The organism is Natrononativus amylolyticus (genome assembly GCF_024362525.1).
GTDB lineage: Archaea > Halobacteriota > Halobacteria > Halobacteriales > Natrialbaceae > Natrononativus > Natrononativus amylolyticus.
This window is the reverse complement of the sequence record NZ_CP101458.1, coordinates 2,666,069-2,686,066: the sequence shown is the minus strand read 5'-3', so window position 1 is coordinate 2,686,066 and position 19,998 is coordinate 2,666,069. Positions and strand designations below refer to the sequence as shown.

Annotated in this window: 18 protein-coding genes; 12 read left to right on the top strand and 6 right to left on the bottom strand. The window is 65.9% G+C overall.

Features of this window, described 5'->3' with window-relative positions; all coding sequences use genetic code 11:
• The first annotated feature begins 47 nt into the window (after window positions 1-47).
• The 4 genes from phnC (at window position 48) to NMQ11_RS13950 (ending at window position 2,790) form a co-directional block, all read left to right on the top strand.
• Window positions 48-827: a phosphonate ABC transporter ATP-binding protein gene (phnC, locus tag NMQ11_RS13965; protein WP_255169062.1), complete on the top strand. Its 780-nt coding sequence runs from the start codon at window positions 48-50 to the stop codon at window positions 825-827.
• Window positions 824-1,762, top strand: a complete 939-nt coding sequence (gene phnE, locus NMQ11_RS13960; protein WP_255169061.1) for a phosphonate ABC transporter, permease protein PhnE — start codon at window positions 824-826, stop codon at window positions 1,760-1,762. Before phnC ends, phnE begins: the two co-directional genes overlap by 4 nt.
• 73 nt (window positions 1,763-1,835) lie before the next feature.
• The gene (gene hisH, locus NMQ11_RS13955) at window positions 1,836-2,498 is read left to right on the top strand and encodes an imidazole glycerol phosphate synthase subunit HisH (RefSeq protein ID WP_255169060.1); all 663 of its coding nucleotides are present in this window, start codon (window positions 1,836-1,838) and stop codon (window positions 2,496-2,498) included.
• 142 nt (window positions 2,499-2,640) lie between these two features.
• Window positions 2,641-2,790, top strand: a complete 150-nt coding sequence (locus NMQ11_RS13950) for a hypothetical protein (RefSeq protein WP_255169059.1) — start codon at window positions 2,641-2,643, stop codon at window positions 2,788-2,790.
• 149 nt (window positions 2,791-2,939) lie between these two features.
• On the opposite strand, the gene NMQ11_RS13945 is transcribed toward NMQ11_RS13950, so the two are convergent.
• From NMQ11_RS13945 to NMQ11_RS13935, 3 genes are all read right to left on the bottom strand, one after another.
• Window positions 2,940-4,118, bottom strand: coding sequence for a succinylglutamate desuccinylase/aspartoacylase family protein (locus NMQ11_RS13945; protein WP_255169058.1), 1,179 nt, complete (start codon window positions 4,116-4,118; stop codon window positions 2,940-2,942).
• 197 nt (window positions 4,119-4,315) lie between these two features.
• The gene (locus NMQ11_RS13940) at window positions 4,316-4,672 is read right to left on the bottom strand and encodes a hypothetical protein (protein ID WP_255169057.1); all 357 of its coding nucleotides are present in this window, start codon (window positions 4,670-4,672) and stop codon (window positions 4,316-4,318) included.
• A gap of 145 nt (window positions 4,673-4,817) precedes the next feature.
• A complete protein-coding gene (locus NMQ11_RS13935) occupies window positions 4,818-5,324 on the bottom strand; it encodes an Ig-like domain-containing protein (protein WP_255169056.1) in 507 nt (168 codons plus the stop codon).
• Window positions 5,325-5,451: 127 nt separating this feature from the next.
• On the opposite strand from NMQ11_RS13935, the gene NMQ11_RS13930 reads away from it, so the two are divergent.
• From NMQ11_RS13930 to NMQ11_RS13915, 4 genes are all read left to right on the top strand, one after another.
• On the top strand, window positions 5,452-6,570 hold the full coding sequence (locus NMQ11_RS13930; protein ID WP_255169055.1) for a tRNA (guanine(26)-N(2))-dimethyltransferase: 1,119 nt from the start codon (window positions 5,452-5,454) through the stop codon (window positions 6,568-6,570).
• Between the two features lie 181 nt (window positions 6,571-6,751).
• Window positions 6,752-8,059 (top strand): YihY/virulence factor BrkB family protein, encoded by a 1,308-nt coding sequence (locus NMQ11_RS13925; RefSeq protein ID WP_255169054.1) that lies wholly within the window; start codon window positions 6,752-6,754, stop codon window positions 8,057-8,059.
• Between the two features lie 71 nt (window positions 8,060-8,130).
• Window positions 8,131-9,015: a phosphatase PAP2 family protein gene (locus NMQ11_RS13920; protein ID WP_255169053.1), complete on the top strand. Its 885-nt coding sequence runs from the start codon at window positions 8,131-8,133 to the stop codon at window positions 9,013-9,015.
• A 76-nt stretch (window positions 9,016-9,091) separates the two neighbouring features.
• Window positions 9,092-9,352 carry a zinc ribbon domain-containing protein gene (locus NMQ11_RS13915; RefSeq protein WP_255169052.1) on the top strand — a complete coding sequence of 87 codons (261 nt, stop codon included), beginning with the start codon at window positions 9,092-9,094 and terminating at the stop codon, window positions 9,350-9,352.
• Between the two features lie 47 nt (window positions 9,353-9,399).
• Here the strand turns inward: NMQ11_RS13915 and glnA are convergent, their stop codons facing one another.
• Window positions 9,400-10,755: a type I glutamate--ammonia ligase gene (gene glnA, locus NMQ11_RS13910; protein WP_255169051.1), complete on the bottom strand. Its 1,356-nt coding sequence runs from the start codon at window positions 10,753-10,755 to the stop codon at window positions 9,400-9,402.
• A 125-nt stretch (window positions 10,756-10,880) separates the two neighbouring features.
• Here glnA and lrp point away from each other — a divergent pair, with 125 nt between their 5' ends.
• A complete protein-coding gene (gene lrp / locus NMQ11_RS13905) occupies window positions 10,881-11,339 on the top strand; it encodes an HTH-type transcriptional regulator Lrp (RefSeq protein ID WP_255169050.1) in 459 nt (152 codons plus the stop codon).
• 27 nt (window positions 11,340-11,366) lie between these two features.
• Here lrp and NMQ11_RS13900 read toward each other — a convergent pair whose 3' ends face one another.
• Window positions 11,367-13,307 carry an ABC transporter ATP-binding protein gene (locus tag NMQ11_RS13900; protein ID WP_255169049.1) on the bottom strand — a complete coding sequence of 647 codons (1,941 nt, stop codon included), beginning with the start codon at window positions 13,305-13,307 and terminating at the stop codon, window positions 11,367-11,369.
• A gap of 216 nt (window positions 13,308-13,523) precedes the next feature.
• Here NMQ11_RS13900 and NMQ11_RS13895 point away from each other — a divergent pair, with 216 nt between their 5' ends.
• Together NMQ11_RS13895 and NMQ11_RS13890 are read left to right on the top strand one after the other, a co-directional pair.
• Window positions 13,524-14,459, top strand: coding sequence for a twin-arginine translocation signal domain-containing protein (locus NMQ11_RS13895; protein WP_255169048.1), 936 nt, complete (start codon window positions 13,524-13,526; stop codon window positions 14,457-14,459).
• 5 nt (window positions 14,460-14,464) lie between these two features.
• A complete protein-coding gene (locus NMQ11_RS13890; protein ID WP_255169047.1) occupies window positions 14,465-16,354 on the top strand; it encodes an outer membrane protein assembly factor BamB family protein in 1,890 nt (629 codons plus the stop codon).
• Between the two features lie 102 nt (window positions 16,355-16,456).
• Here NMQ11_RS13890 and NMQ11_RS13885 read toward each other — a convergent pair whose 3' ends face one another.
• Entirely contained in the window at window positions 16,457-18,511 is a 2,055-nt protein-coding gene (locus tag NMQ11_RS13885; RefSeq protein ID WP_255169046.1) for a PQQ-dependent sugar dehydrogenase, read from the bottom strand.
• A gap of 382 nt (window positions 18,512-18,893) precedes the next feature.
• On the opposite strand from NMQ11_RS13885, the gene NMQ11_RS13880 reads away from it, so the two are divergent.
• The gene (locus tag NMQ11_RS13880) at window positions 18,894-19,988 is read left to right on the top strand and encodes an extracellular solute-binding protein (RefSeq protein ID WP_255169045.1); all 1,095 of its coding nucleotides are present in this window, start codon (window positions 18,894-18,896) and stop codon (window positions 19,986-19,988) included.
• The last annotated feature ends 10 nt before the right edge of the window (window positions 19,989-19,998 follow it).

Here is a 19,998-nt window from a genome sequence, read left to right as displayed (position 1 = left end):
CGATCTAATCCAAACGATTCTTACGAGTCTCTACACAACTACCATCGATGGCTACTATCAGAGTTGAGGGGGTGAGCAAACGATTCGGCGCTACGCAGGCACTAGACGACGTGTCGTTCGAAATTCCCGAGGGGGAGTTCGTCGTCGTTCTCGGTGCGTCCGGCTCGGGTAAATCGACGCTGCTTCGGTGTATGAACGGGTTGACCAAGCCGACGTCGGGAACGATCACCGTCGACGGCGTGGAAATCACCGAACCGCACCCGGACATCGCGATGATTTTTCAGCAGCACAATATCATCGATCAGATGAGCGCGTACGCGAACGCGCTCACCGGGTCACTGCAGCGAACCAATCTCGTCAACAGCGTCTTGCAGTTGAACGACCGCGAGGACAAGTTGCGAGCGCTCGAGGCGCTCGAGACGGTCGGCCTCCTCGACGAGGCACAGCAGCGAACCCGTCGAATGAGCGGCGGGCAACAACAGCGCGTCGGCATCGCACGCGCGCTCGTCCAGGAGCCGAACGTGTTGCTGGCTGACGAACCGGTCGCCAGTCTCGATCCGGGAAGTTCCAACAAGGTGATGGGATATCTGCTGTCGGCCACCGAGGATCGAAATCTGACGACCATGGTAAGTCTCCACCAGGTGAACCTCGCTCGGCAGTTTGGACAGCGGTTCATCGGTCTGAAAAACGGGGAACTGGTTTTCGACGGCTACAGCGAGGACTTCGACCTCGACGTCGTCGACGACATCTACGAAACGGTCGATACCGACGATCTCGACACCGGGGAAGAGCGCACGTCGCAGGACGACGGGGTGACCGCGCAATGAGCGCGGAGTCCGTCTCGAGGCAGGTCCACGAGCGATACGAGGAGATCAAACGGGCGAGACGAATTCGCGTCGCGCTGTTCAGCACGCTGGGACTTCTGGTTCTGGGGTTCTTCTATCTGGCGCTGACAATGGTCGACTTTACGATCGCGCAGTTCGTCCGCTACGGGCCGCAGTTCATCGGCGCGCTCAACCAGTACTTCCCGATGACGTCGGTCAACGGTGTTCCGGTTCTCGACGTCTGGCAGTACCGGGACTTCATCGTCGAGCGAAACCTGTTCGCATCAGCCGGGATCACCCTCGCGATGGGGTTCGCCGGAACGATCCTCGGCTTCCCGTTCGCGCTCATCTTCGGCGTACTCGGGTCCGGTCGCGTCACGCCGTTCCCGTTTAATTTTATCTTCCGCGGGATCATGTCGTCTATCCGGGCAATTCCGGCACTTGTCTGGGCGCTGATCTACGTTCCACTGGGCGGTGTTACGCCGTTTACGGCCACGATGGCGATCGCAACGGACACGATCGGAAACCTGGGACGGCTGTATACCGACGAACTCGAGGAGATCGAAGACGGTCCGATCGAGGCGATCGAAACGACAGGCGCCGGGCGCGTACAGGTGATCGTCTTCGGGATGCTCTCGCAGGTACACACGTCGTTTATCGCGTGGACGCTGTACATCTTCGAGATTAACGTTCGCATTGCCGTCACGCTGGGTATCATCGGCGGCGGTGGTATCGGACACGTGCTCGCCGTCCAGCAGCGCTTGTTCGAGTATACGAACATGATGGCGACCATTCTCGTCATCCTCGTGCTGATCCTCTCCGTTGAGATGTTCAGTCAACGAGTCCGTTCGTACATCCGCGCTGACGAGGAACCCATGGGGATCATCGAACTCCTCAAAGGGTTCCCACAACGAATGGCCGACTCGATCACAAAGTAACTCCGCTTTCCCATTTCGACGCGCCCATCGTCGGAAGGATAACGCACTTGTCCGCTCGCCGCTCACCTCGAGTATGAGTGCTGCCTCGTCTTCACCCGAAGAGACTCTGGCCTCCGTCGTCGTCGTCGACTACGGGCTCGGAAACCTCCGCAGCGTCACCCGTGGCTTAGAGCGCGCCGGCGCGTCGGTCGAGATCACTGACGACCCCGAGTCGTTCGCCGCGGCCGACGGCGTCGTCCTCCCCGGCGTCGGCGCCTTCCGCGAGGGCGTCGAGAACGCCGAGCCGCTTCGGGAGGACCTGCTCGAGGTCGCAGACCGGGGCCAGCCCCTGTTCGGCATCTGTCTAGGGATGCAGATGCTGCTGACCACGAGCGAGGAGGGATCGAACGAGGGCGAGTCCGCCGTCGAGGGGCTGGACCTGATTCCGGGCACCAACGCCCGCTTCGCCGAGGGCCAGAAGGTCCCGCACATGGGCTGGAACGAACTCGCGGTCGAGCGCGACCACCCCCTCACCGAGGGAGTCGACGGCGAGTACGCCTACTTCGTTCACTCCTACTACGCCGTCCCCGATGACGAGTCGGCGGTCGTCGCGACGACGGAGTACGGCCGCGAGTTCCCCTCGATCGTCGCCAACGAGGCGGGGAACGTCTTCGGCACCCAGTTCCACCCCGAAAAGAGCGGGGAGACGGGGCTGGCTATCCTGCGAAACTTCGTCGAACGCTGCGCCGACGAGTAGGCTCGAGGGACTGTCTCCGTCCCCTGACGAACTAACACTCCGCTAAACGCTGACTGTCAGTGCGCCTGTCCGGTTAATCCCGATAGTAACTATACAGTCGTACAGGCGTACCTTTATTGTGCCTAACGAACATTACATACCAATGCTCGAACCGGTTCCTATTCACGTCGAACTCGGCATCTACCTCTACTTCGTCGTCGTCGGTCTGCTCGGGTTCTACCTGTACAGTCGAACCTGGTGGCGCCACCGCTCGGAGCGCGACGGGCGGTACGACGGCGAACTCGAGGCCTGAACGGTTCGGACGGCACATTCCTCGCGCCGCTCGTTCGCTGCAGTTCCGAGCAGGGGTGCTGACTCGAGTCCCCGTGGCCTCGCGAGGCGGCAGCCGGACGACGTTCGCGGGGACACGTCTCGAGGACCGCTCGAGTTTGAGCTGACCCGCTACGGCTGAAGCGTGACGCTCGCGGTGTCGACACAGCCTCTCTCGTCGGTGATCCGGAGGGTGATCGCGGTCGGTTCGACGATGCTAACGAGCGCCCTCGCGGTGGCGCCGGTCGAGTCGAACTCGCCGTCGCCGGTCGTATCCCACTCGTAACACTCGATTTCGGCCGGCGAACTCGAGGCGTCGGCCCGGAAGAACGCCAGCGCCCGCTCGCTCAGCCCGACGTCGCGCACGTCGACGTCGATCCTGGCGTCGATTCCGGTGGGTTCGTCCTCGCCGCCGTCGTCCGGAGCGCCATCGTCGCCGTCGTCCGGTACCTCCTCGCTGTCGTCCGGGCCATCGTCTCCGTCATCCGGCTCTTCCTCGCCGTCTTCGTCGCCGTCGTCCGGGTCCTCGTCACCGTCGCCGAGCGACTCGGCCGACTGGACGAGGTGGATCGTGCCCGCTTCGGTCCACTCGGCCTGCGTCTCGAGGTCCGTTTCCCGGCGCGTGACCTCGAACAGGAACGAGCGCGTTCCCAGTTCGCTCGCGGCTTTCGTCACGAGCATCCCGTCCGTGTACTGGAGCGGCTCCGCGACGAAGTCGTGTTCGGGCATCGACTCGGGGACGTAGTTCTCGTTCAGGTACGCCGCCGCCTCGTTGGCTCGCGCTCCTTCCCCGTTCTCCCTCGAGTGGAAGATCGCCTGTCCGTACGTGTTCTCGTCGACGCCGTAGATTCCCCAGGAGCTGTGGAGGTCCAGAAGCGTATCGGGCTGGTACGTCTCGACGACCTCCCAGATCGCGCGTGCAATTTCGGTCGTCGGCTCCGATCCGACGATGAACTGTCGGTTCTGGTCCCGTCCCGACGGACCGCCCCGCGTTCCCTCCTCGAGGGCGGGTTCGTTCGCGCGGGGGATCACGACGAGGCGACCGGACGCCGGCGTCCACCCGAGGAGGTTTTCGGCGGCGATCACGCCGCTTTGCTCGTCGCCGTGGAGGCCGCCGACGACCATACTGGTCGGGCCGCTCTCGGGCGCCTCGACGACGAACACCTCGGTCTCGTAGTCGGTCCCCTCCGCGATGGTGAACGAATCCCGCTGTGTCTCCTGGGCCGCAACCGCGTTGCTTGCGATACCGGCGAGTGTGGCTGCGCCGGTCAGGGCGATGAATCCGCGCCGCGTCGGTTGGTGGGTCGGCATGCGTCTCGCACTGCTCCGCTCGTGCCAATTAGTAATGGTAAAATCTCTGTAAATTGTGTACTGTATTTGTGTAATTTCCGGTAACACCGCTCTCACCGCTCGTCTTCCCGCTCGCGGCCCCTCTAGGATCTCGTGAACGGCGAGGTAGCCGGCGGTTTCCGGGCGGCCGCGGCCGGCGAACGCGACCCGCGACCGGCTCAGAGAAACTCCCGAACCTCGGAGTACCACATGTCGTGGTAGTCGACGTGGCCGACCCGGCGGGCGATGGCGACGGCGAGGGCGTGCCAGCAGAGATCGGTCGGATCGTCGGCGTCGAGGTTGTACTCGCTGTCCTTGCAGGTACACCCCCGCCCCTCGACGACGTACTCGTCGTCGTAGCCGACGACGATCGTAAAGTCCCGATACGCCTTCACGCGTCCCTCCGCGACGGCCTCGATCGCGTGTACCCCGCGGTCGCCGTGGAGGCGGGAGATACGGCCGACGATCTCCGGCGTGAGCTCGCCGGCTTCCTCGAGTCGGGCCTCCCACCGCTCGACGGGGTTCGATTCGGGCACGATCTGAACTCTGTGCCGAACTGTAAAATCGGTTTGGTTGTGTGGTCTGTTCGCGACGACTGGTCTGCGCCTCCACGGCTGCGATCACCCAATCGCGGCCCACCGCGGCGGGCAGGGTCCGACGGACGCCGTTCGACGAGCTCGGTTACTCGTCGTCTTCGCCGTCTTCGCCGTCTTCGTCGCCGTTCTCCTCGTCGCCCGAGGCGCCCTCGAGCTCGATGAGCACGCCCTCGTCCTCGTCTTCTTCCATCGTCACGGTCTCCTCGACGGGCTCGAACTCGTCCTCGAGACTCTCGACGGTGATCGAGTAGTCGCCCGTTCCGGTCAGCGACACCGTCGCCTCGCCGTCGGAGATCTCCTCCTGGACCGTCGTGTTCAGGTTACCGTCGACCTGGGAGACGCGAATCGAGACGCCGCTCGAGACGGGTTCGCCGTCCTCGTTCTCCAGGTGGATCGTGAGGTCGCCGGTCTGTGGGTCGGTGCCGAACTCGCCTTCGCCGGCTTCCTCCGACTCGTTATCCTCGTCGTCGGACTCGTTGGTCGCTGCGTCGTCGTCGCCGTTTCCGTTGTCACCACAGCCCGCGAGACCGACCGAGGTCGCTGCGATCAGTGCGGCTCCGAATCGGCGTCGCGTAAGCGTGTTTTTCACCATCGCTGTAGACTCTCCTGCCGCCGTGGATAAAGGTCGCGATACTGAAATGTTTTGCCATACGATACCTATTCTCACCCGCCGGCGACGAGACCGCGGCGCTTTTCGCGCTCCCCCGTCGAGTGGTCGCATGCGCGTTACGGAGGGCGGCCTCGAGTTCGAGGTGCCCGGCGAGTCCACGCGAGGCGTCGAAGCGTCGGTGTTCTACAACCCGCGTCAGGAGCTGAATCGAGATCTGACGGTCGCGACGCTGCGCGCCTACGAGCGGCGAAACCCCCACGCCGAGTCGTACCTCGATGCGATGACCGCAAGCGGGGTTCGCGGACTGCGGGCGGCAGCGGACGGCTGGGCGGTGACCTGTTGTGACCGCGACGAGGCGGCGGTCGACCTCGCCCGCGAGAACGCGGCCCGAAACGACCTCGAGGTCGACGTTCGTCACGCCGACGCGAACGTCGAACTCCACCGGTCGGCCTACGACGTGGTGGATCTCGACCCCTTCGGGACACCGATGCCGTTCGCCGACGCCGCCTTCGCCCGCTGTCGGAATCTGCTCTGTGTCACCGCGACCGACACCGCCCCGCTGTGTGGCGCTCACTTCAACAGCGGGGTGCGCTCCTACGGCGCGGTCCCCCGGAACACGGACTACCACCCCGAGATGGGCGTCCGGATCCTGCTGTCGGCGCTCGCCCGCAGCGGCGCCCGCTTCGACGTCGGCGTCCAGCCGCTTCTGACCCACGCGAGCAGCCACTACGTCCGGACCTACCTCGAACTCGAGCGCAAGCCGACCGCCGCCGACGCCGCCCTCGAGGAACTGGGCTCCCTCTCTCACTGCGAGGACTGTCTCTATCGGGAGCACCACCGGGGACTGATCGCGGATCCGCTCGAGACCTGTCCCAACTGCGGCGGCGAGCGGCTGCTCGAGGCCGGGCCGCTCTGGCTGGGGCCGACCTGCGACCCCGCGTTCGTCGCGGCGGTTCGCGACCGGATCCCCGACGAGTTCGCCACCGCGAACAAGGGGCGCGAACTGCTCGAGACGCTCGAGGCCGAACTCGCGGTGCCGACCCACTACGACCAGCACCGACTGTGCAAGGAGTGGGGGCTGCCGGCGAACGCGATGGACGACTTCCTCGCCGACCTCGGGGAGGCGGGGTACGACGCCTCGAGAGCCCACTACAGCGGCACGACGTTCAAAACGGACGCGACGGTCGGCGAAATCCGGGCAGCGACGGCCGAGAGTCTCTCGGACTGAGTCACCTCCCTGCCCTCGATCAGCGTTCGCTATCCTCGAGGAGCGCGTACAGCCGGACGAGTCCGCAGTCGGGACACTGTGGCCGGGTCACGAGTCGACGTTCCGACCGGTCGCGTATAGATCTTTCCGCACTCCCCGGCGCCGTCCGTGATATTTAGGGGCGGATGGCGTAGAGAAGGACGTGATCGACCGCACGACAGGATTCGAACTCGGCCGGCGCGCGGTTCGTCTCGCGCGAACCGAACAGCTGACGCTGCTGGCGGCGGGGGTCGCCTACTACGCGTTCGTCTCGCTGGTCCCTCTGATGTTGCTCGCGCTGGGTATCGCGGCTTCGATCGGCGGCGACGCCCTCGCGATGCGCGTCTCGGCGGCCGCGAGCGACGTGCTCACGCCGAGCGCACAGCAGCTGCTCGCCGACTCGATCGCCGACGAAACCGGCCAGCGAAACGCGACGATCGTCGGCGCACTCGGACTGCTCTGGGGCGGCAGCCGGGTGTTCCGCGGGCTCGACCGCGCGTTCTCGGAGATCTACGGCACCGCCGCCTCGAAGTCGCTGCTCCAGACGTTCTGGGACGCGATGATCGTCGCGCTCGCGATCACCGTGGGGTTGATCGCGCTCGGCGGTCTCGAGGTGCTGGTCGTTCTCGTCCCCGGACTCGGCCTCTCCGTCGTCGGGCCGGTGCTGGTGGTCCTGGGTCTGATCGTCGCGTTCCTCCCGCTGTACCTGATCTTTCCGGACGCGGACGTCGGGGTCCGGGAGGCCGTTCCGGGGACGATCCTCGCGGCCGTCGGCTGGTTCGCGCTCGCGCGGCTGTTCTCCCTCTACGCCGGCGTCGCGGGCAGCTACGCGTTCTACGGGGCACTCGGCGCGGTCTTACTCGTGCTCGCCTGGCTGTACGTCGCGGCGATCCTCGTCATCTTCGGCGCGGTGCTCAACGCGGTGTTGGCCGGCCGTGACGCGGACCGGCAGCTACAAAGTCCCGGCCCGCGACAGCTTTCGACAGAAGCGATGACCGACGACGCCACGGGGACTGACGACGGGGTGACGGGATGCGACACCGGCGAGGAGGCCGCGACCGGGGCGGGAGGCCGCGTGAGCGCCCGAACCGCAGACCGTGCTCAGGACCCGGAAGCGCTCCGCGAAGAGATCGAGCGGCTCCGCGACCGCCTCGAGTCCTTCGAAGAGGACGTCGAGCGCCGGACGGTCCAGAAGGAGTCCCTCGAGGCCGAACTCAAGCGCTACGTTCGCAGTCGGGTTCGCTCCGGTCACGCCCACGGCTGGGGGCCGTACCTCGTCTTGCTGTACGGCACCGCGATGGCGATCGCGGCGTTTTACTTCCTCAGCGGCGGCTGGGCCATCCTCGCGATGTTCGTCGTCTGGACCTCGACGCTCGGCGTCTACGTGCTGATGGTGCTGTTCGGCGCCGGACTGTCGGTGCTCGGCGTTCCGGGGCGCGTTCGTAACATGATCGGCGAGCGGCGTTCCTGATTGGCCCGTCGGAGACCGCGCCGCCCCGGTACCGACAGAGCTACCAGTCCTGACAGCGTACAGACCTTTCGATGTGGTTCGATCCGGCGCACGTCGAGGCCGTCCGCGACGCGTTCCCCGAGTGGACGGCGTTCGTCTTCGCATTCCTCTCTTACCTCGGCAGCGTCTGGGTCGTCCTCCCGACGGTCGTCCTCGCCTACTGGTTCGTCGACCGCCGTCGGTTCGCGCCGTGGCTCGGCACCGTCATCGGCTGTTACGCGATTATGGCCGGTCTCAAGGGGGTGTTCGCCGTCTCCCGTCCCGGCGTCGGTCCCGCAATCTCGCCAGCGGAGCTGCCGACGGCCGCCGCGCTCCTCTACGCACCGGCCGTGAAGGTCACGACCGAGAGCTTCCCCAGCGGGCACGCGCTCGCCGCCGTCGTCCTCTGGGGGATGCTCGCCCTCGAGACCGACGTCGGCACCCGTCGGGCGCGACTCGTTGCCGCCGGCGTCGTGGTCGCGCTCGTGGGCTTCTCGCGGATCGCGGTCGGCCTCCACTACGCGGCCGACGTCGTCGCCGGCGCGGCCGTCGGCGTCGCCTACCTCGGAGTCGTGCTGGCGCTCCGGCGGCGGGTCGCCTCGAGCGGGCCAGAAGCCGAAACCGCCGCCGTGTTGACGCTCGCGGGAGGGCTGTCGCTCCTCTCGGTTCTCACCGCCGGACGGGCGGACGTCGCCGCCCTCGTCGGCGCGTCCGTCGGCGCGCTCGCGGGCTGGCTGTACGCGTCCTCGCCTCGAGACGCGGACGCTGCGGGGGCTCTCGGTCGGCCGGCTCTCGCGGCCGGTTCGCTCGCGCTCCTGGCCTCAATCGCCGTCGGCGGCGCGGTCGCGCTCCCGTGGCTCGTCGCGGGTGCGGTCGTCGGCCTCGCGGCGATCACGGTCCCGTGGCGATTCGAGACGGGCGGCCGGTCGACTGCGTAATCCGAACCGGTGGTCGCTCTCGAGGAACTGTTGGAAGAGAAGAAGAATTATACGATCCGGGTTTCCAGGGAGTAACATGTCTCTGCGAGCCGCACTGATGGCCGTCGGTCTCCTCGGTCTCGGCTGGGTCCTCTTCGTGAGTTTCGTCGCGATGGGGCCGCTCGGCTGGCTGGCGTTCGGGACGATCTTCGCCGTCGGCACCGCGCAGGTCGTTCGAAAACTGCTTCGGCGAAGTCGGTCGACGCAGGGCGTCACGACGGTTCGCAACTGCCCCGCGTGCGGGGCCCCGAACGATCCGGATCGGACGGCGTGTCGACACTGCGAGGCGGAGCTATAGCCCGCCGGCTGCCGACTGCTCGCCGGCGCGGCGTTCCGGGTCGACGCTCAGAACGTCTCGAGGTAGCGCTCGAGTTCCCACTCGGAGACTTCGACGATGTACTCCTCGAACTCCTGGCGCTTGGCCTCGACGAACTTCGGGCCGATGTGGGGGCCCAGCGCGCTGTAGATCGCCTCGTCGGCCTCGAGGGCGTCGACGGCCTCGCCCAGGTTGGCGGGCAGCGTCTCGATGCCGTACTCCTCGCGTTTCACCTCGTCGAACTCGTAGATGTTCTCCCGGACGGGGTCGGGCGCCTCGAGGCCCTGTTCCATGCCGTCGAGGCCGGCGTGGATCATGACCGCGAGCGCGAGGTAGGGGTTACACGAGGGGTCGGGCGAGCGCAGTTCGATCCGGGAGGCCGCGGGGACGCGGGCGGCGGGCCGGCGGATCAGCGCCGAGCGGTTGCGGTCGGACCACGCCACGTAGACCGGCGCCTCGTAGCCGGGAACCAGGCGCTTGTAGCTGTTGACTGTGGGGTTGGCGATCGCCGTGATCGCGGGGGCGTGCTCTAAGATCCCCGCGAGGAACGACTTCGCTTCCGAGCTGAGGTTGAACTCGTCGTCGTCGTCGTGGAAGGCGTTCTCGCCGTCCTCGGTGAACAGCGAGATGTGGGTGTGCATCCCCGAGCCGTTGATGCGGGCGATCGGCTTGGGCATGAACGTCGCGTGGTAGCCGTGCTGGGCGGCGATGGCGCGGACGACGGTGCGGAAGGTGCCGACGTTGTCCGCGGTCGTGAGCGCGTCGTCGTACTCGAAGTTGATCTCGTGTTGGCCCTCGGCGACCTCGTGGTGGCTGGCTTCGACCTCGAAGCCCATGTCCTCGAGCCCGTAGATGATGTCCCGGCGGACGTCCTGTGCGAGGTCCTTCGGCGCGAGGTCGAAGTAGCCGCCGGCGTCGTTGGTCTTCGTCGTCGCGCGGCCCTCCTCGTCCTCCTCGAACAGGAAGAACTCGGGTTCGGGGGCGGCGTTGATGGTGTAGCCCATGTCGCTCGCGCGCTCGAGGGCCCGCTTGAGCACGTACCGGGGGTCACCCGCGAACGGTTCACCGGTCGAGGTGTTGATCACGTCGCAGATCATCCGACCGGCGGCGCTCTCCTCGTTGTCCCGCCACGGCAGGACCGCGAACGTCTCCGGGTCGGGTTTGAGGCGCATGTCGGACTCCTGGATCCGGACGAACCCTTCGATGGAGGAGCCGTCGAAGTAGATCCCCTCGGTGAACGCCTTCTCCGCCTGGCGGGCGGGGACGGAGACGTTCTTTACGGTTCCGAGAATGTCGGTAAACTGGAGTCTGAGGAAGTCGACACCCTTCTCGTCGATCTCGTCGAGCACCGCCTGCTCTGTCGCTGAGAGATTTCCGCTTGTCATCTTCTGGTCGCTCTCTACAACTACCTCTACTACTAAAATCCTGCTGCTCTGAGCAAATCTTCCGTCACTGCGACGAAAGTGGATATTCGTAAAGTTCTAATGGGTGGGGTGAGTGGGTCAGCGTGATGACGTACGAAAATCTCGATGCAAAGTTGGTGAATGCACTCCTCGGCGACGGCCGTGCGAGTCTGCGAAGCCTGGCGGAGGAACTCGACGTCTCGGTCACCACCGTCTCGAATCATCTCTCCGATCTCGAGGAGGAAGGGGTCATCCAGGGGTACACGCCGAAAGTCGACTACGACGCCCTCGACTACGACGTCACCGCGGTCATCCAGCTGAAAGTCGAGGGGAACGCCCTCCCCGAGATCACGGACACGCTACGCGACCACCGGCAGATGACCAGCGTCTACGAGGTCACCGGCGACTACGACGTCATCGCCATCGGCAAGTTCAAGGACACCGACGGCATGAACGACCAGATCAAGGCGCTGCTCACGGACCCCGACATCAAGGAGTCGAACACCAGCGTCGTGCTGAACTCCGTCACCGAGAACGAGCAGTTCGAACTCGAGATCGAAGACTGAGTCGTCTTTTACGCGATGTTTCGCGCCTCAGGAGGATCGCTCTCCGCCGCCGTCGGCCAGCGCGTCGAGCGCCTCGTCGACGTCGCCGGCCTGGACGCCCCACAGCGTCGCGTACCGCCCGCCGCGCTCGAGTAACTCCTCGTGGCTCCCGCGCTCGACGATCCGGCCGCCCTCGAGGACGAGGATGGTGTCGGCGTCCTTCACCGTCGAGAGCCGGTGGGCGATCGCGAGCGTCGTCCGGTCTTCGGTGAGGCGGTCGATCGAGCGCTGGATCAGCAGCTCGGTCTTCGTGTCGACGGCGCTGGTCGCCTCGTCTAAGATCAGGACCTCGGGATCCTGGAGGACGGTCCGGGCGAGGGCGACCCGCTGGCGCTGGCCGCCGGAGAGCTTCACGCCGCGCTCGCCGACGCGCGTCTCGTACTCGTCCTCGAGCTCTTCGATGAACTCGTGGGCCTGGGCCGCCTTCGCAGCCTCCCGGACGGCCTCGTTGCTCGCCTCGAAGTGGCCGTACCGGATGTTGTCGGCGATCGTCCCGTCGAAGAGGAACGTCTCCTGGCTGACGTAGCCGATCGCGTCGCGGAGCTCGTCGAGGCGGACGTCGCGGACGTCGTGGCCGTCGACGCGGATCTCGCCGTCGCTGACGTCGTACAGCCGCAACAGCAGCTTGAGCACCGTCGACTTGCCGGCCCCCGTCGGGCCGACCAGCGCGACGGTGTCGCCGGGTTCGGCGACGAACGAGAGGTCCTCGACGACGACTTCCTCCTCACCGTCGGCCTCGTCGCCGACTGCCCGGCGCTCTCCCTCGGCGTAGCTGAAGGAGACCTCGTCGTACTCGACCCGGCCCGTTACGGGCTCGAGCTCATCGGGTTCGTCCGGATCGCTGACGTAGATCGGGATGTCCATCAGCCCGAAGACGCGCTCGCTCGAGGCCTTGGCGTTCTCGTACTGGTCGACGATGTTCGAGACCTCCGCGAGCGGCGAGACGATGAACTGCGTCAGAAAGAGGAAGGTGACGAACTCGCCGACCTGGAGCGTGCCGGTCATCGGCCCCGGCGCGGTGCCGGTGGCGATCCACCAGCCGCCGACGAGGAAGGTGGCGGCGAAGGCGATCCCGGCGAGCAGTTCCATCCCCGGCCGGTAGACGTAGGAGAGCTTGAGGACGGCCATCGTGTCGTCGAACAGCCGCTTCGAGGCCTTGCGGACTCGACCCACTTCGTACTCCTCGCTGCTCGTCGTCTTCGTCAACCCCATCCCCGAGAGGCTGTTCTCGAGGCGGGTGTTGAGCCAGCCGACGGCCGCCCGCTGGCGAACGTAGCGGGGTTCGACGGTGACCATGAACCAGTAGGTGAAGGCGAACATGACCGGGATCGCGACGAGCGTGACGAACGCGAGCTGCCAGTTGAGAAAGAACAGGATCGCCGTGATGCCGCCGACCATCACGAGCAGTCGAACCGAGTTGATGAGCGCGTTGTCCAGGAACATCTCGAGGTTCTGGGTGTCGTTGTTGAGGACGGCCATGACCTCGCCGGTCTGCTTGTCGTCGAAGAAGGTCATGTCCAGTTCCTGCATCTTCCGGAAGCAGTCGACCCTGACCGTGTGCATCACGTCGTGGGCGAACAGGTTGCCCGAGACGCCGTAGATCCAGGTGAAGACGCCGACCAGGATAAACGCCCCCGCGATGGCGCTCACGGAGAACCAGAACTGGGCCATCTCCGTCGCCGGCAGCCAGGCGTCGGGTACCACCGGGAGGCTGTACCCCTCGCCGCCCTCGGTGAAGATGGCGTCGATCGCCGCTCCGAGGATCAGCGGCGGGACGAGCGAGGACATCTGGGCGATGAAGTTCGCCACCATCGCGATCGAAAACCAGTGCAACCGGCCGGGACCGTACTCGCGGAACAGCCTCGAGAGCGGACGGTCGACGTGCTCTCTGTAGGCGTCGAACGGCGTCTCTTCGTCTGTGGTACTCACTGACGAGTCGCTACTGTTTCGAACCGTAAACCCACATCGGTTTCCCGACACCGTTAGACCGGCGACTGGTTCCCACCCGATCGCATGACAGCACCCGGTTTTTGTCGCACCGACACACGACAAGAGTAGCGAACGCTCGTGCTCGTAGAAATATATTTCAAAATGTGTGGGTGTGGATAATACTAATGGTGAGCCCGTGGTGTGTTATAAAGCACCATGGCATATGGGACGAATCCAGACGAACGATACAGCTACGGGGAGGTGAGCGACGAGGACCGGCGCGAGTTCCTGAAGGCCCTCGGCGTCATCGCCGGTGCCGGCGTCGCGGGCGCGACGCTCGGCGACCTCCGCTCGGAGGTTTCGACCGGTTCGACGGCCGGACTCGCGGAGATGGGCGAGTCGCTCCGTTCCGGGCTCACCGGCTCGCTCGACCAGGCGTTGCTCACCAGCGAGCTGTCGGCGCTCGCCTCGAGTTTCGAACAACTCCCCCAGCTCCAGGCGATGGGGGTCCCCGAGCAGGGACAGTCGGCCTACCGCGAGCTGACGACGGGCGCGTGGGCGATCAACGACCACCTGGCGGCGGTGGGCTTCTTCTCGAGCGCCGAGGAGACGTTGCCGGCGTTTACGCCCGAGCACATCGAGACGACGACCCGACAGCTCCTGCACATCGACTCGCTCCCGGCGACGCTCGGCGAACTCGGCTTCAGCGGCCAGGAGCAGGCGGCGCTGGTCGCCAACATCGTCAACGCACGCGAACAGCTGTCCTGGTGGATGCCGACGCTCGAGTACCCGCCGGCGGAGGCGGTCGACGACGGCGTCGTCCACGAGTACGTCGCGCCGCTCCAGCAGCGGGCCGCGGAGGGGTCCCTGCTGTGGATCGACGGGTTGGATCACTTCCTCTGGCAGCGTGCGGTCCTGGTCACGCCGGAGATGATCGACCGCGGGCTCTGGGACATCAAGTCGATGCTCGGGGGCTACTACCTGCTGGGATCGGCAGCGCGGGACCTGGCCGCGGGTAGTATCGCCGACGAACACCTGACGACGCTGATCACGGCGGGATCGGCGATCATGATCATCGCACAGGAGTTCCTGCTCCACGACGTCGTGCGAATCACGGACGACAAGCGTGCTCCCATGGCGGGGGCGAGGTGAGACCGATGACGTTCGAATCACACTTAGAAGAGCTACCGGAAGACGCGCCGTGGCACGAAAAGCCGGGCGAGTCCGATATCGAACAGCACGACACCGACCAGATCCCCGAGGTCGACGTGACCGAGGACGACTTGCTCGCCTCCGGTTCGACGACCGAGAACTGGTTGATGTACGGTAACAACTACGAGAACCAGCGCCACTACGTCGGCGAGGAGATCACGCCCGACAACGTCGGCCAGCTGGAAGTGGAGTATCAGTTCGAGCACCTGACTCCGCAGAACGACTTCCAGGGCTCGCCGATCATTATCCAGGGCGACCCGCCGGTGATGTACATCACGTTCGGACCGGACCACGTCCACGCCCTCAACGCCCGGACCGGCGAGTTCCTGTGGTCGCACGTCTACGAGCCGTACGTCGGCACCTCCGAGGAGAGCCCGTCGGCCGAACGCGGCGTCTCGGTCCTCGGCGATCGAATCTACACGAGTACCCTCGACCTGGGCGTCCAGGCGCTCGATCGGTACACGGGCGAGGAGGAGTGGTACTTCAACGGGGCGGCAGCCTACCGCGGCGAACCCGCCGAGAACGTCATGCACGAGGAACTCCAGTGGGAGCGCGCCGTCGGAACGACTTCCTCGTTCCCGCCGATCATCTACAACGGGCGACTCAGCAAGGGCAGCTTCGGCGGCGAGTACGGGGTGAGCGGGTTCTACGACGCGATCGACCTCGAGGGCAACATCGAGTGGCGCGTCAATATGACGCCCGAGCACGAGTGGGTCGGCGACTCCTGGCGACACGGCGGCGCGACCGCCTGGCCGGCGGGCGCGCTCGATCCGCGGACCGAACAGATAGTCATCCCCTCGGCGAACCCGGGCCCGTGGTACGGAACCGTCCGGCCGGGCTTTAACCCCTACTCCGCGGGCAAAGTCGGCGTCGACGCGAACACCGGCGAGTACGCCTGGCACTTCCAGGACGCGCCCCACGACTGGTGGGACTACGACTCCTCGAACCCGCCCATGGTGATCCAGGGGGAGATCGACGGCGAACAGACCAGCATGGCGGTCTGGGCCGGGAAGACCGGATGGATCTACACGGTGAACATGGAGACCGGCCAGCTCTACCAGCGCAGCGAAGAGCACGTCCAGCACCTGAACATGTGGGCGCTTCCGCCCCAGGACGACCTCGAGTCGGCACCGTGGGTGATGCCGGAACTGCAAGGCGGGACGAATCCGCAGGCGAGCGCCTACGATCCACACACCCAGACCTACGTCGTCAAGGGGACGAACCAGCCCATGAAGTTCTCGTGGTACGAAGTCGAGTACGAAGCCGGCGAGAACTACATCGGCATGGACACGATCCGGGCCGAACCGGTCGCGGACGAGCCCGAAGAGGAGGAGGAAGAAGAGGAGGAACTCGGCGCCGATGAGGATGAGAACGACGACGACGAGCCGGGAGACGAGGAGGAAGAGGAGGTCGAAGACGACGAGGATGACGATGAGGACGAAGAGGAAGACCCGGCGCTGATGGACGATCCACGGCCCGACGAGTGGAACGGCTACCACAGCGTTATCGTCGGCCTCGATCCGCTCACGGGACGGATCAAGTGGCGGGACTGGCTCGACATCGAAACCTCGACCGCGGGCGGCTGCGTCTCGACGCCGACCGGCCTGACGTTCGCCGGCACGCCGGAGGGCGAGTTCGTCGCGTACGCGACCGAAACCGGCGAGCGCGTCTGGGTCGACGACATCGGCGTCGGCGTCGACGGCGACCCGATCATCTGGCACGATCCCTACGAGGAGAAAACCTACGTGGCGATCACTGCGGGCGGACGGCGCGGCGGCGCCCTCGACGAGAATCTCGCGGGTAACGTCGTCACCGTTTACTCGCTGAGCACCTGAAACGCCCGCTGTACATTTTATCGGAGCCGATCGACTCGATTCGATCGTTCGGCGTTACCGAGTGAAAAGCGTGAAAAGCGAGTGGAACCCGCCTCGAGTCGATCAGGACTCGTCTTCCGTCGTCTCTTCACCGTCGTCTTCGCCGTCTTCGCCGTCTTCGACCTCCTCGTCCTCGTCCGCGTCTGACTCTCCGTTCGCGTCGACGATCCGGTGGACCTGTCCGGTCTCGCCGGTCGGACCGCCCTCCTCGGTCGTCAACACGTAGAGTTCGTCGTCGGCGTCCCGGCCGAAGCCCAGCACGAACCGCTCGAGTCGGCCGTTCTCCGCGACGTCGCCCTCGACCTGCAGTTGCTCCACCGGCCAGAGCCCCTCCCAGCGGTCCTCCTGGAAGATCTCCTCGTCGGCACCCTCGGGGACCTGATCGGCGAACGTCTCCTCGAGGTCGTCTTCGTCGGGCCACCCCTCGGGCGGGTAGGCGACGAACAGCGACCCGGAGGGATCGTCGAACGAGAGGCTCCAGTCGCCGAAGACGTAGTTCCCCTCGAGGGCCGGAACCGTCCCGGTCTCGTAGAGGTAGCCGCCGATGACGGCGATCCCGATCTCCTGATCGCCGTAGAACTGCGGGTACTCGACGACCGGGTCGAGTAACGGTTCGCCGCCGCGAGGTTCGGGAACGTCCTCGTCGACAGCCTGCGGGCAGTCTTCGGGGGGCTCCTCCGGCGTTTCGGGGTCGAAACAGTGGGTCCCTTCCCTGACGTTCCAGCCGTAGTTGCCGCCTCGCTCGACGTGGTTGATGATCTCGAACAGCGCCTGGCCGACGTCTGCCGCCAGCAGTTCACCGTCCCTGGTGAAGGACATTCCCCAGGGGTTGCGCATCCCCCAGGCGTAGTACTCCGGCAAGTAGTCGTCGTAGCCGACCAGCGGATTGTCGTCCGGAATCGCGTACGGCTGGTCGCCCTCACCGTTCTCGTCGACGTCGATCCGAAGGATTCCGCCGAGGAGGTTCTCGCTCGTGTCCTGTCCGTTCCCGCCCTCGATCTCGTCGTACCAGTCGTCGACGTGCCCCGGGCCGACGTCACCGCCCGCGCCACCGTCGCCGGTTGTCACGTACAGATAGCCGTCGTCCGGGCCGAACGCGAGCGGACCGGCGTTGTGGTTGAACTGCGGGTGCGGTATCTCGAGGATGATCCGCTCGGAGCCCGGGTCCGCCGACGTGCCGTCGTCGTCCGCCTCGAACTCTGCGATAGTGCCGATGTGGTCGAGTTCGTCCTCGTCCTCGTCGGTTTCGTCGTCATTCTCCTCTTCCGGTTCTTCTTCGTCGACCTCTTCCTCAGGTTCGTCCTCCTCGTCTCCGTCTTCGCCCTCGTCGATCTCTGCCCCATCCGGTGCCGGCGCGCTGTAGTGGACGAAAAACCGGCGGTTCTCCTCGAACTCCGGGTGGAAGGCGAGTCCGAGGAGCCCGCGCTCGTCGAAGTCCGGATCGAGTTCGACCATCCGGTCTTCGAGGTCGAGAAACGGCTCCTCCTCGAGTCCGTCCGGGCCGTGGACGTAGATCTGCCCGACCTGGTCGACGACGTACCGGTTCTCGTCGTCCCCGGGGGCGGCCTGGAGGTCGACCGGCGCCGCCAGTCCGTCGGCGACGGTCTCGAGGCCGACGGTCGGCCCTTCGGGAACGAGTACGCCGTTCTCGTCGGGTTCTTCCTCGACGGGCTCTTCCTCCTCGGCCTCCTCGCCGTCGACGAGTTCGATCTCGCCGCGCATCGACGAGGGGTGGGGCGCACAGTAGTACTCGGCCATTCCGGCCTCCGCGGTGAACTCGACGGTCTGGGTCGTACCGACGCCGGAGACGATGTCCGTGCTGAGGAAGTTCTCGCCGTCCTCGTCCTCGATGACGACGTTGTGCCCGTCACCGTCGAGGTTCTCCCAGGTAAGCGTGTACTCCTGACCCTCGGTCAGACGCAGCGTCGGGTTCCGTTCGTCGGCGATCTCGTCGGGCGCCTGGCCGACCCAGGCGCTTCGTCGACCGCCGAGTTCGATCTCTCCGTCGAGCGCCTCCTGTGCCGCTACCGCCTTTGTTACGACGCTGACTGCGGTCCCGGCCGCGACCGCCTGGAGAATCGTTCGTCGCGTCGTCGTATGTGTCTTGTATGGTGTCATGTCTCGTCGTCGCCTCGTGTTCGATCGGCTGTCGTGTTGCGAGGTCGTATCCCCGCCACCGCCGCTTCGACAGGTTCGTTTCTCACCACGCTCACTGAGGTAAACTGGCTCGATCGTTTTGTCAGAAACAGACTCTTGTCCGAAACGGCGTGCGGTGTAGGCAATGACTCCGGTTCGCGTTCACATCGCCGCCGCCCGGAAGACCCACAAGCGGCGGTGCGCTCGAGTCGGGTCGTCTTCGCGTTTCGCGCCGGTAATAACGCGTTGGAGGTCGTCGCCTCGCCCCGGCAACGTGGTCAATCAACGCTTGCGTGTATACTTTTCCAGCGAACTACCCTCCCCGAACACCGAGGTTTTTGCCGTCCGGCGGCGTGGCCGGGCTATGCTCGAGTCACACGATCGTCGCACGATCCTCGCTGTGGCGGGCGCGCTCGCGGTTGGACCGATCGCCGGCTGTCTCGGCGACGACGAGGGGTCCGACGTGCTCGGCGATCCCGAGTACGTCGAGGGCCGCCCCGATCCCGGCGGCACCTCGATGGACGATCTCCCTGACCTCGAGGGCGAACTCACGATCTACTCGGGGCGCAGCCAGACGCGAGTCGGCGAACTCCTCGAGTACATCGAGGACCGCTACGACGACCTCGCACTCGAGGTCCGCTACGACGACACCGCCGACCTCGTGAGCACGATCGAGGCCGAAGCCGAGACGCCGGCGGACGTCTTCTACGGCAGCGAGTCCCAGTCGATGACCCACCTCGAGGAGGAGGGCTACCTCGCGACGCTCCCCGAGGAGGTACTCGAGTCCGTCTCCGAGGACAGCCGCGACCCGGACGGCCACTGGGTCGGCTTCACCCGGCGGTTTCGGGCGATCGGCTACGATAGCGAGCGCTTCGACGCCGAGGAACTCCCCGACTCGATCGACGACTACGCGACCGACGACCGGTTTCACGGGGACGTCATGTGGGCGCCCGACCAGGGCTCGTTCCAGGCGTTCGTCTCCGTGTTTCGGGAACTCGGGGGCGAGGGGGCGACCCGCGAGTGGCTCCGGACGATGGTCGACGAGCAGAACGTTCAGACGTCGCCGGGCGGCGACAGCGCGATGGCCCAGGCGGTCGCCGACGGCGAGGTCGGGATCGCCCTCACCAACCACTACGTGCTTCGGGACCACCCGGACAGCACCCTCGACCTCGCCTTCACCAGCGACGACGCGGGCGCGATGTTCAACGTCACCGGCGGGGCGGTGCTCGCCGACAGCGACCGGGGGGAGGCGGCCGCGAACTTCGTCGCTCACCTCACCGCCGCAGAGGCCCAGGAGTACTTCGCGACGACGACCTGGGAGTACCCCACGGTCGACGGCGTCGACCCCCTCGAGCAACTGCCGAGCACCGACGAGTTCGAGCCGCCGTCGTTCGACCTGGCAGGGCTGGTCGACCTCGAGCCGACGCTCGATCTCCTCCGTGAGGAGGGTATTCTGTAGCCGGTATCGC

Coding starts and splice junctions, on each gene's coding strand:
- NMQ11_RS13935 (WP_255169056.1), bottom strand. CDS start 5,324: ATGGTGAAAAACACGCTTACGCGACGCCGATTCGGAGCCGCACTGATC.
- phnC (WP_255169062.1), top strand. CDS start 48: ATGGCTACTATCAGAGTTGAGGGGGTGAGCAAACGATTCGGCGCTACG.
- NMQ11_RS13920 (WP_255169053.1), top strand. CDS start 8,131: ATGTGGTTCGATCCGGCGCACGTCGAGGCCGTCCGCGACGCGTTCCCC.
- glnA (WP_255169051.1), bottom strand. CDS start 10,755: ATGACAAGCGGAAATCTCTCAGCGACAGAGCAGGCGGTGCTCGACGAG.
- NMQ11_RS13880 (WP_255169045.1), top strand. CDS start 18,894: ATGCTCGAGTCACACGATCGTCGCACGATCCTCGCTGTGGCGGGCGCG.
- NMQ11_RS13885 (WP_255169046.1), bottom strand. CDS start 18,511: ATGACACCATACAAGACACATACGACGACGCGACGAACGATTCTCCAG.
- NMQ11_RS13950 (WP_255169059.1), top strand. CDS start 2,641: ATGCTCGAACCGGTTCCTATTCACGTCGAACTCGGCATCTACCTCTAC.
- NMQ11_RS13945 (WP_255169058.1), bottom strand. CDS start 4,118: ATGCCGACCCACCAACCGACGCGGCGCGGATTCATCGCCCTGACCGGC.
- phnE (WP_255169061.1), top strand. CDS start 824: ATGAGCGCGGAGTCCGTCTCGAGGCAGGTCCACGAGCGATACGAGGAG.
- NMQ11_RS13915 (WP_255169052.1), top strand. CDS start 9,092: ATGTCTCTGCGAGCCGCACTGATGGCCGTCGGTCTCCTCGGTCTCGGC.
- NMQ11_RS13890 (WP_255169047.1), top strand. CDS start 14,465: ATGACGTTCGAATCACACTTAGAAGAGCTACCGGAAGACGCGCCGTGG.
- lrp (WP_255169050.1), top strand. CDS start 10,881: ATGACGTACGAAAATCTCGATGCAAAGTTGGTGAATGCACTCCTCGGC.
- NMQ11_RS13895 (WP_255169048.1), top strand. CDS start 13,524: ATGGCATATGGGACGAATCCAGACGAACGATACAGCTACGGGGAGGTG.
- NMQ11_RS13930 (WP_255169055.1), top strand. CDS start 5,452: ATGCGCGTTACGGAGGGCGGCCTCGAGTTCGAGGTGCCCGGCGAGTCC.
- hisH (WP_255169060.1), top strand. CDS start 1,836: ATGAGTGCTGCCTCGTCTTCACCCGAAGAGACTCTGGCCTCCGTCGTC.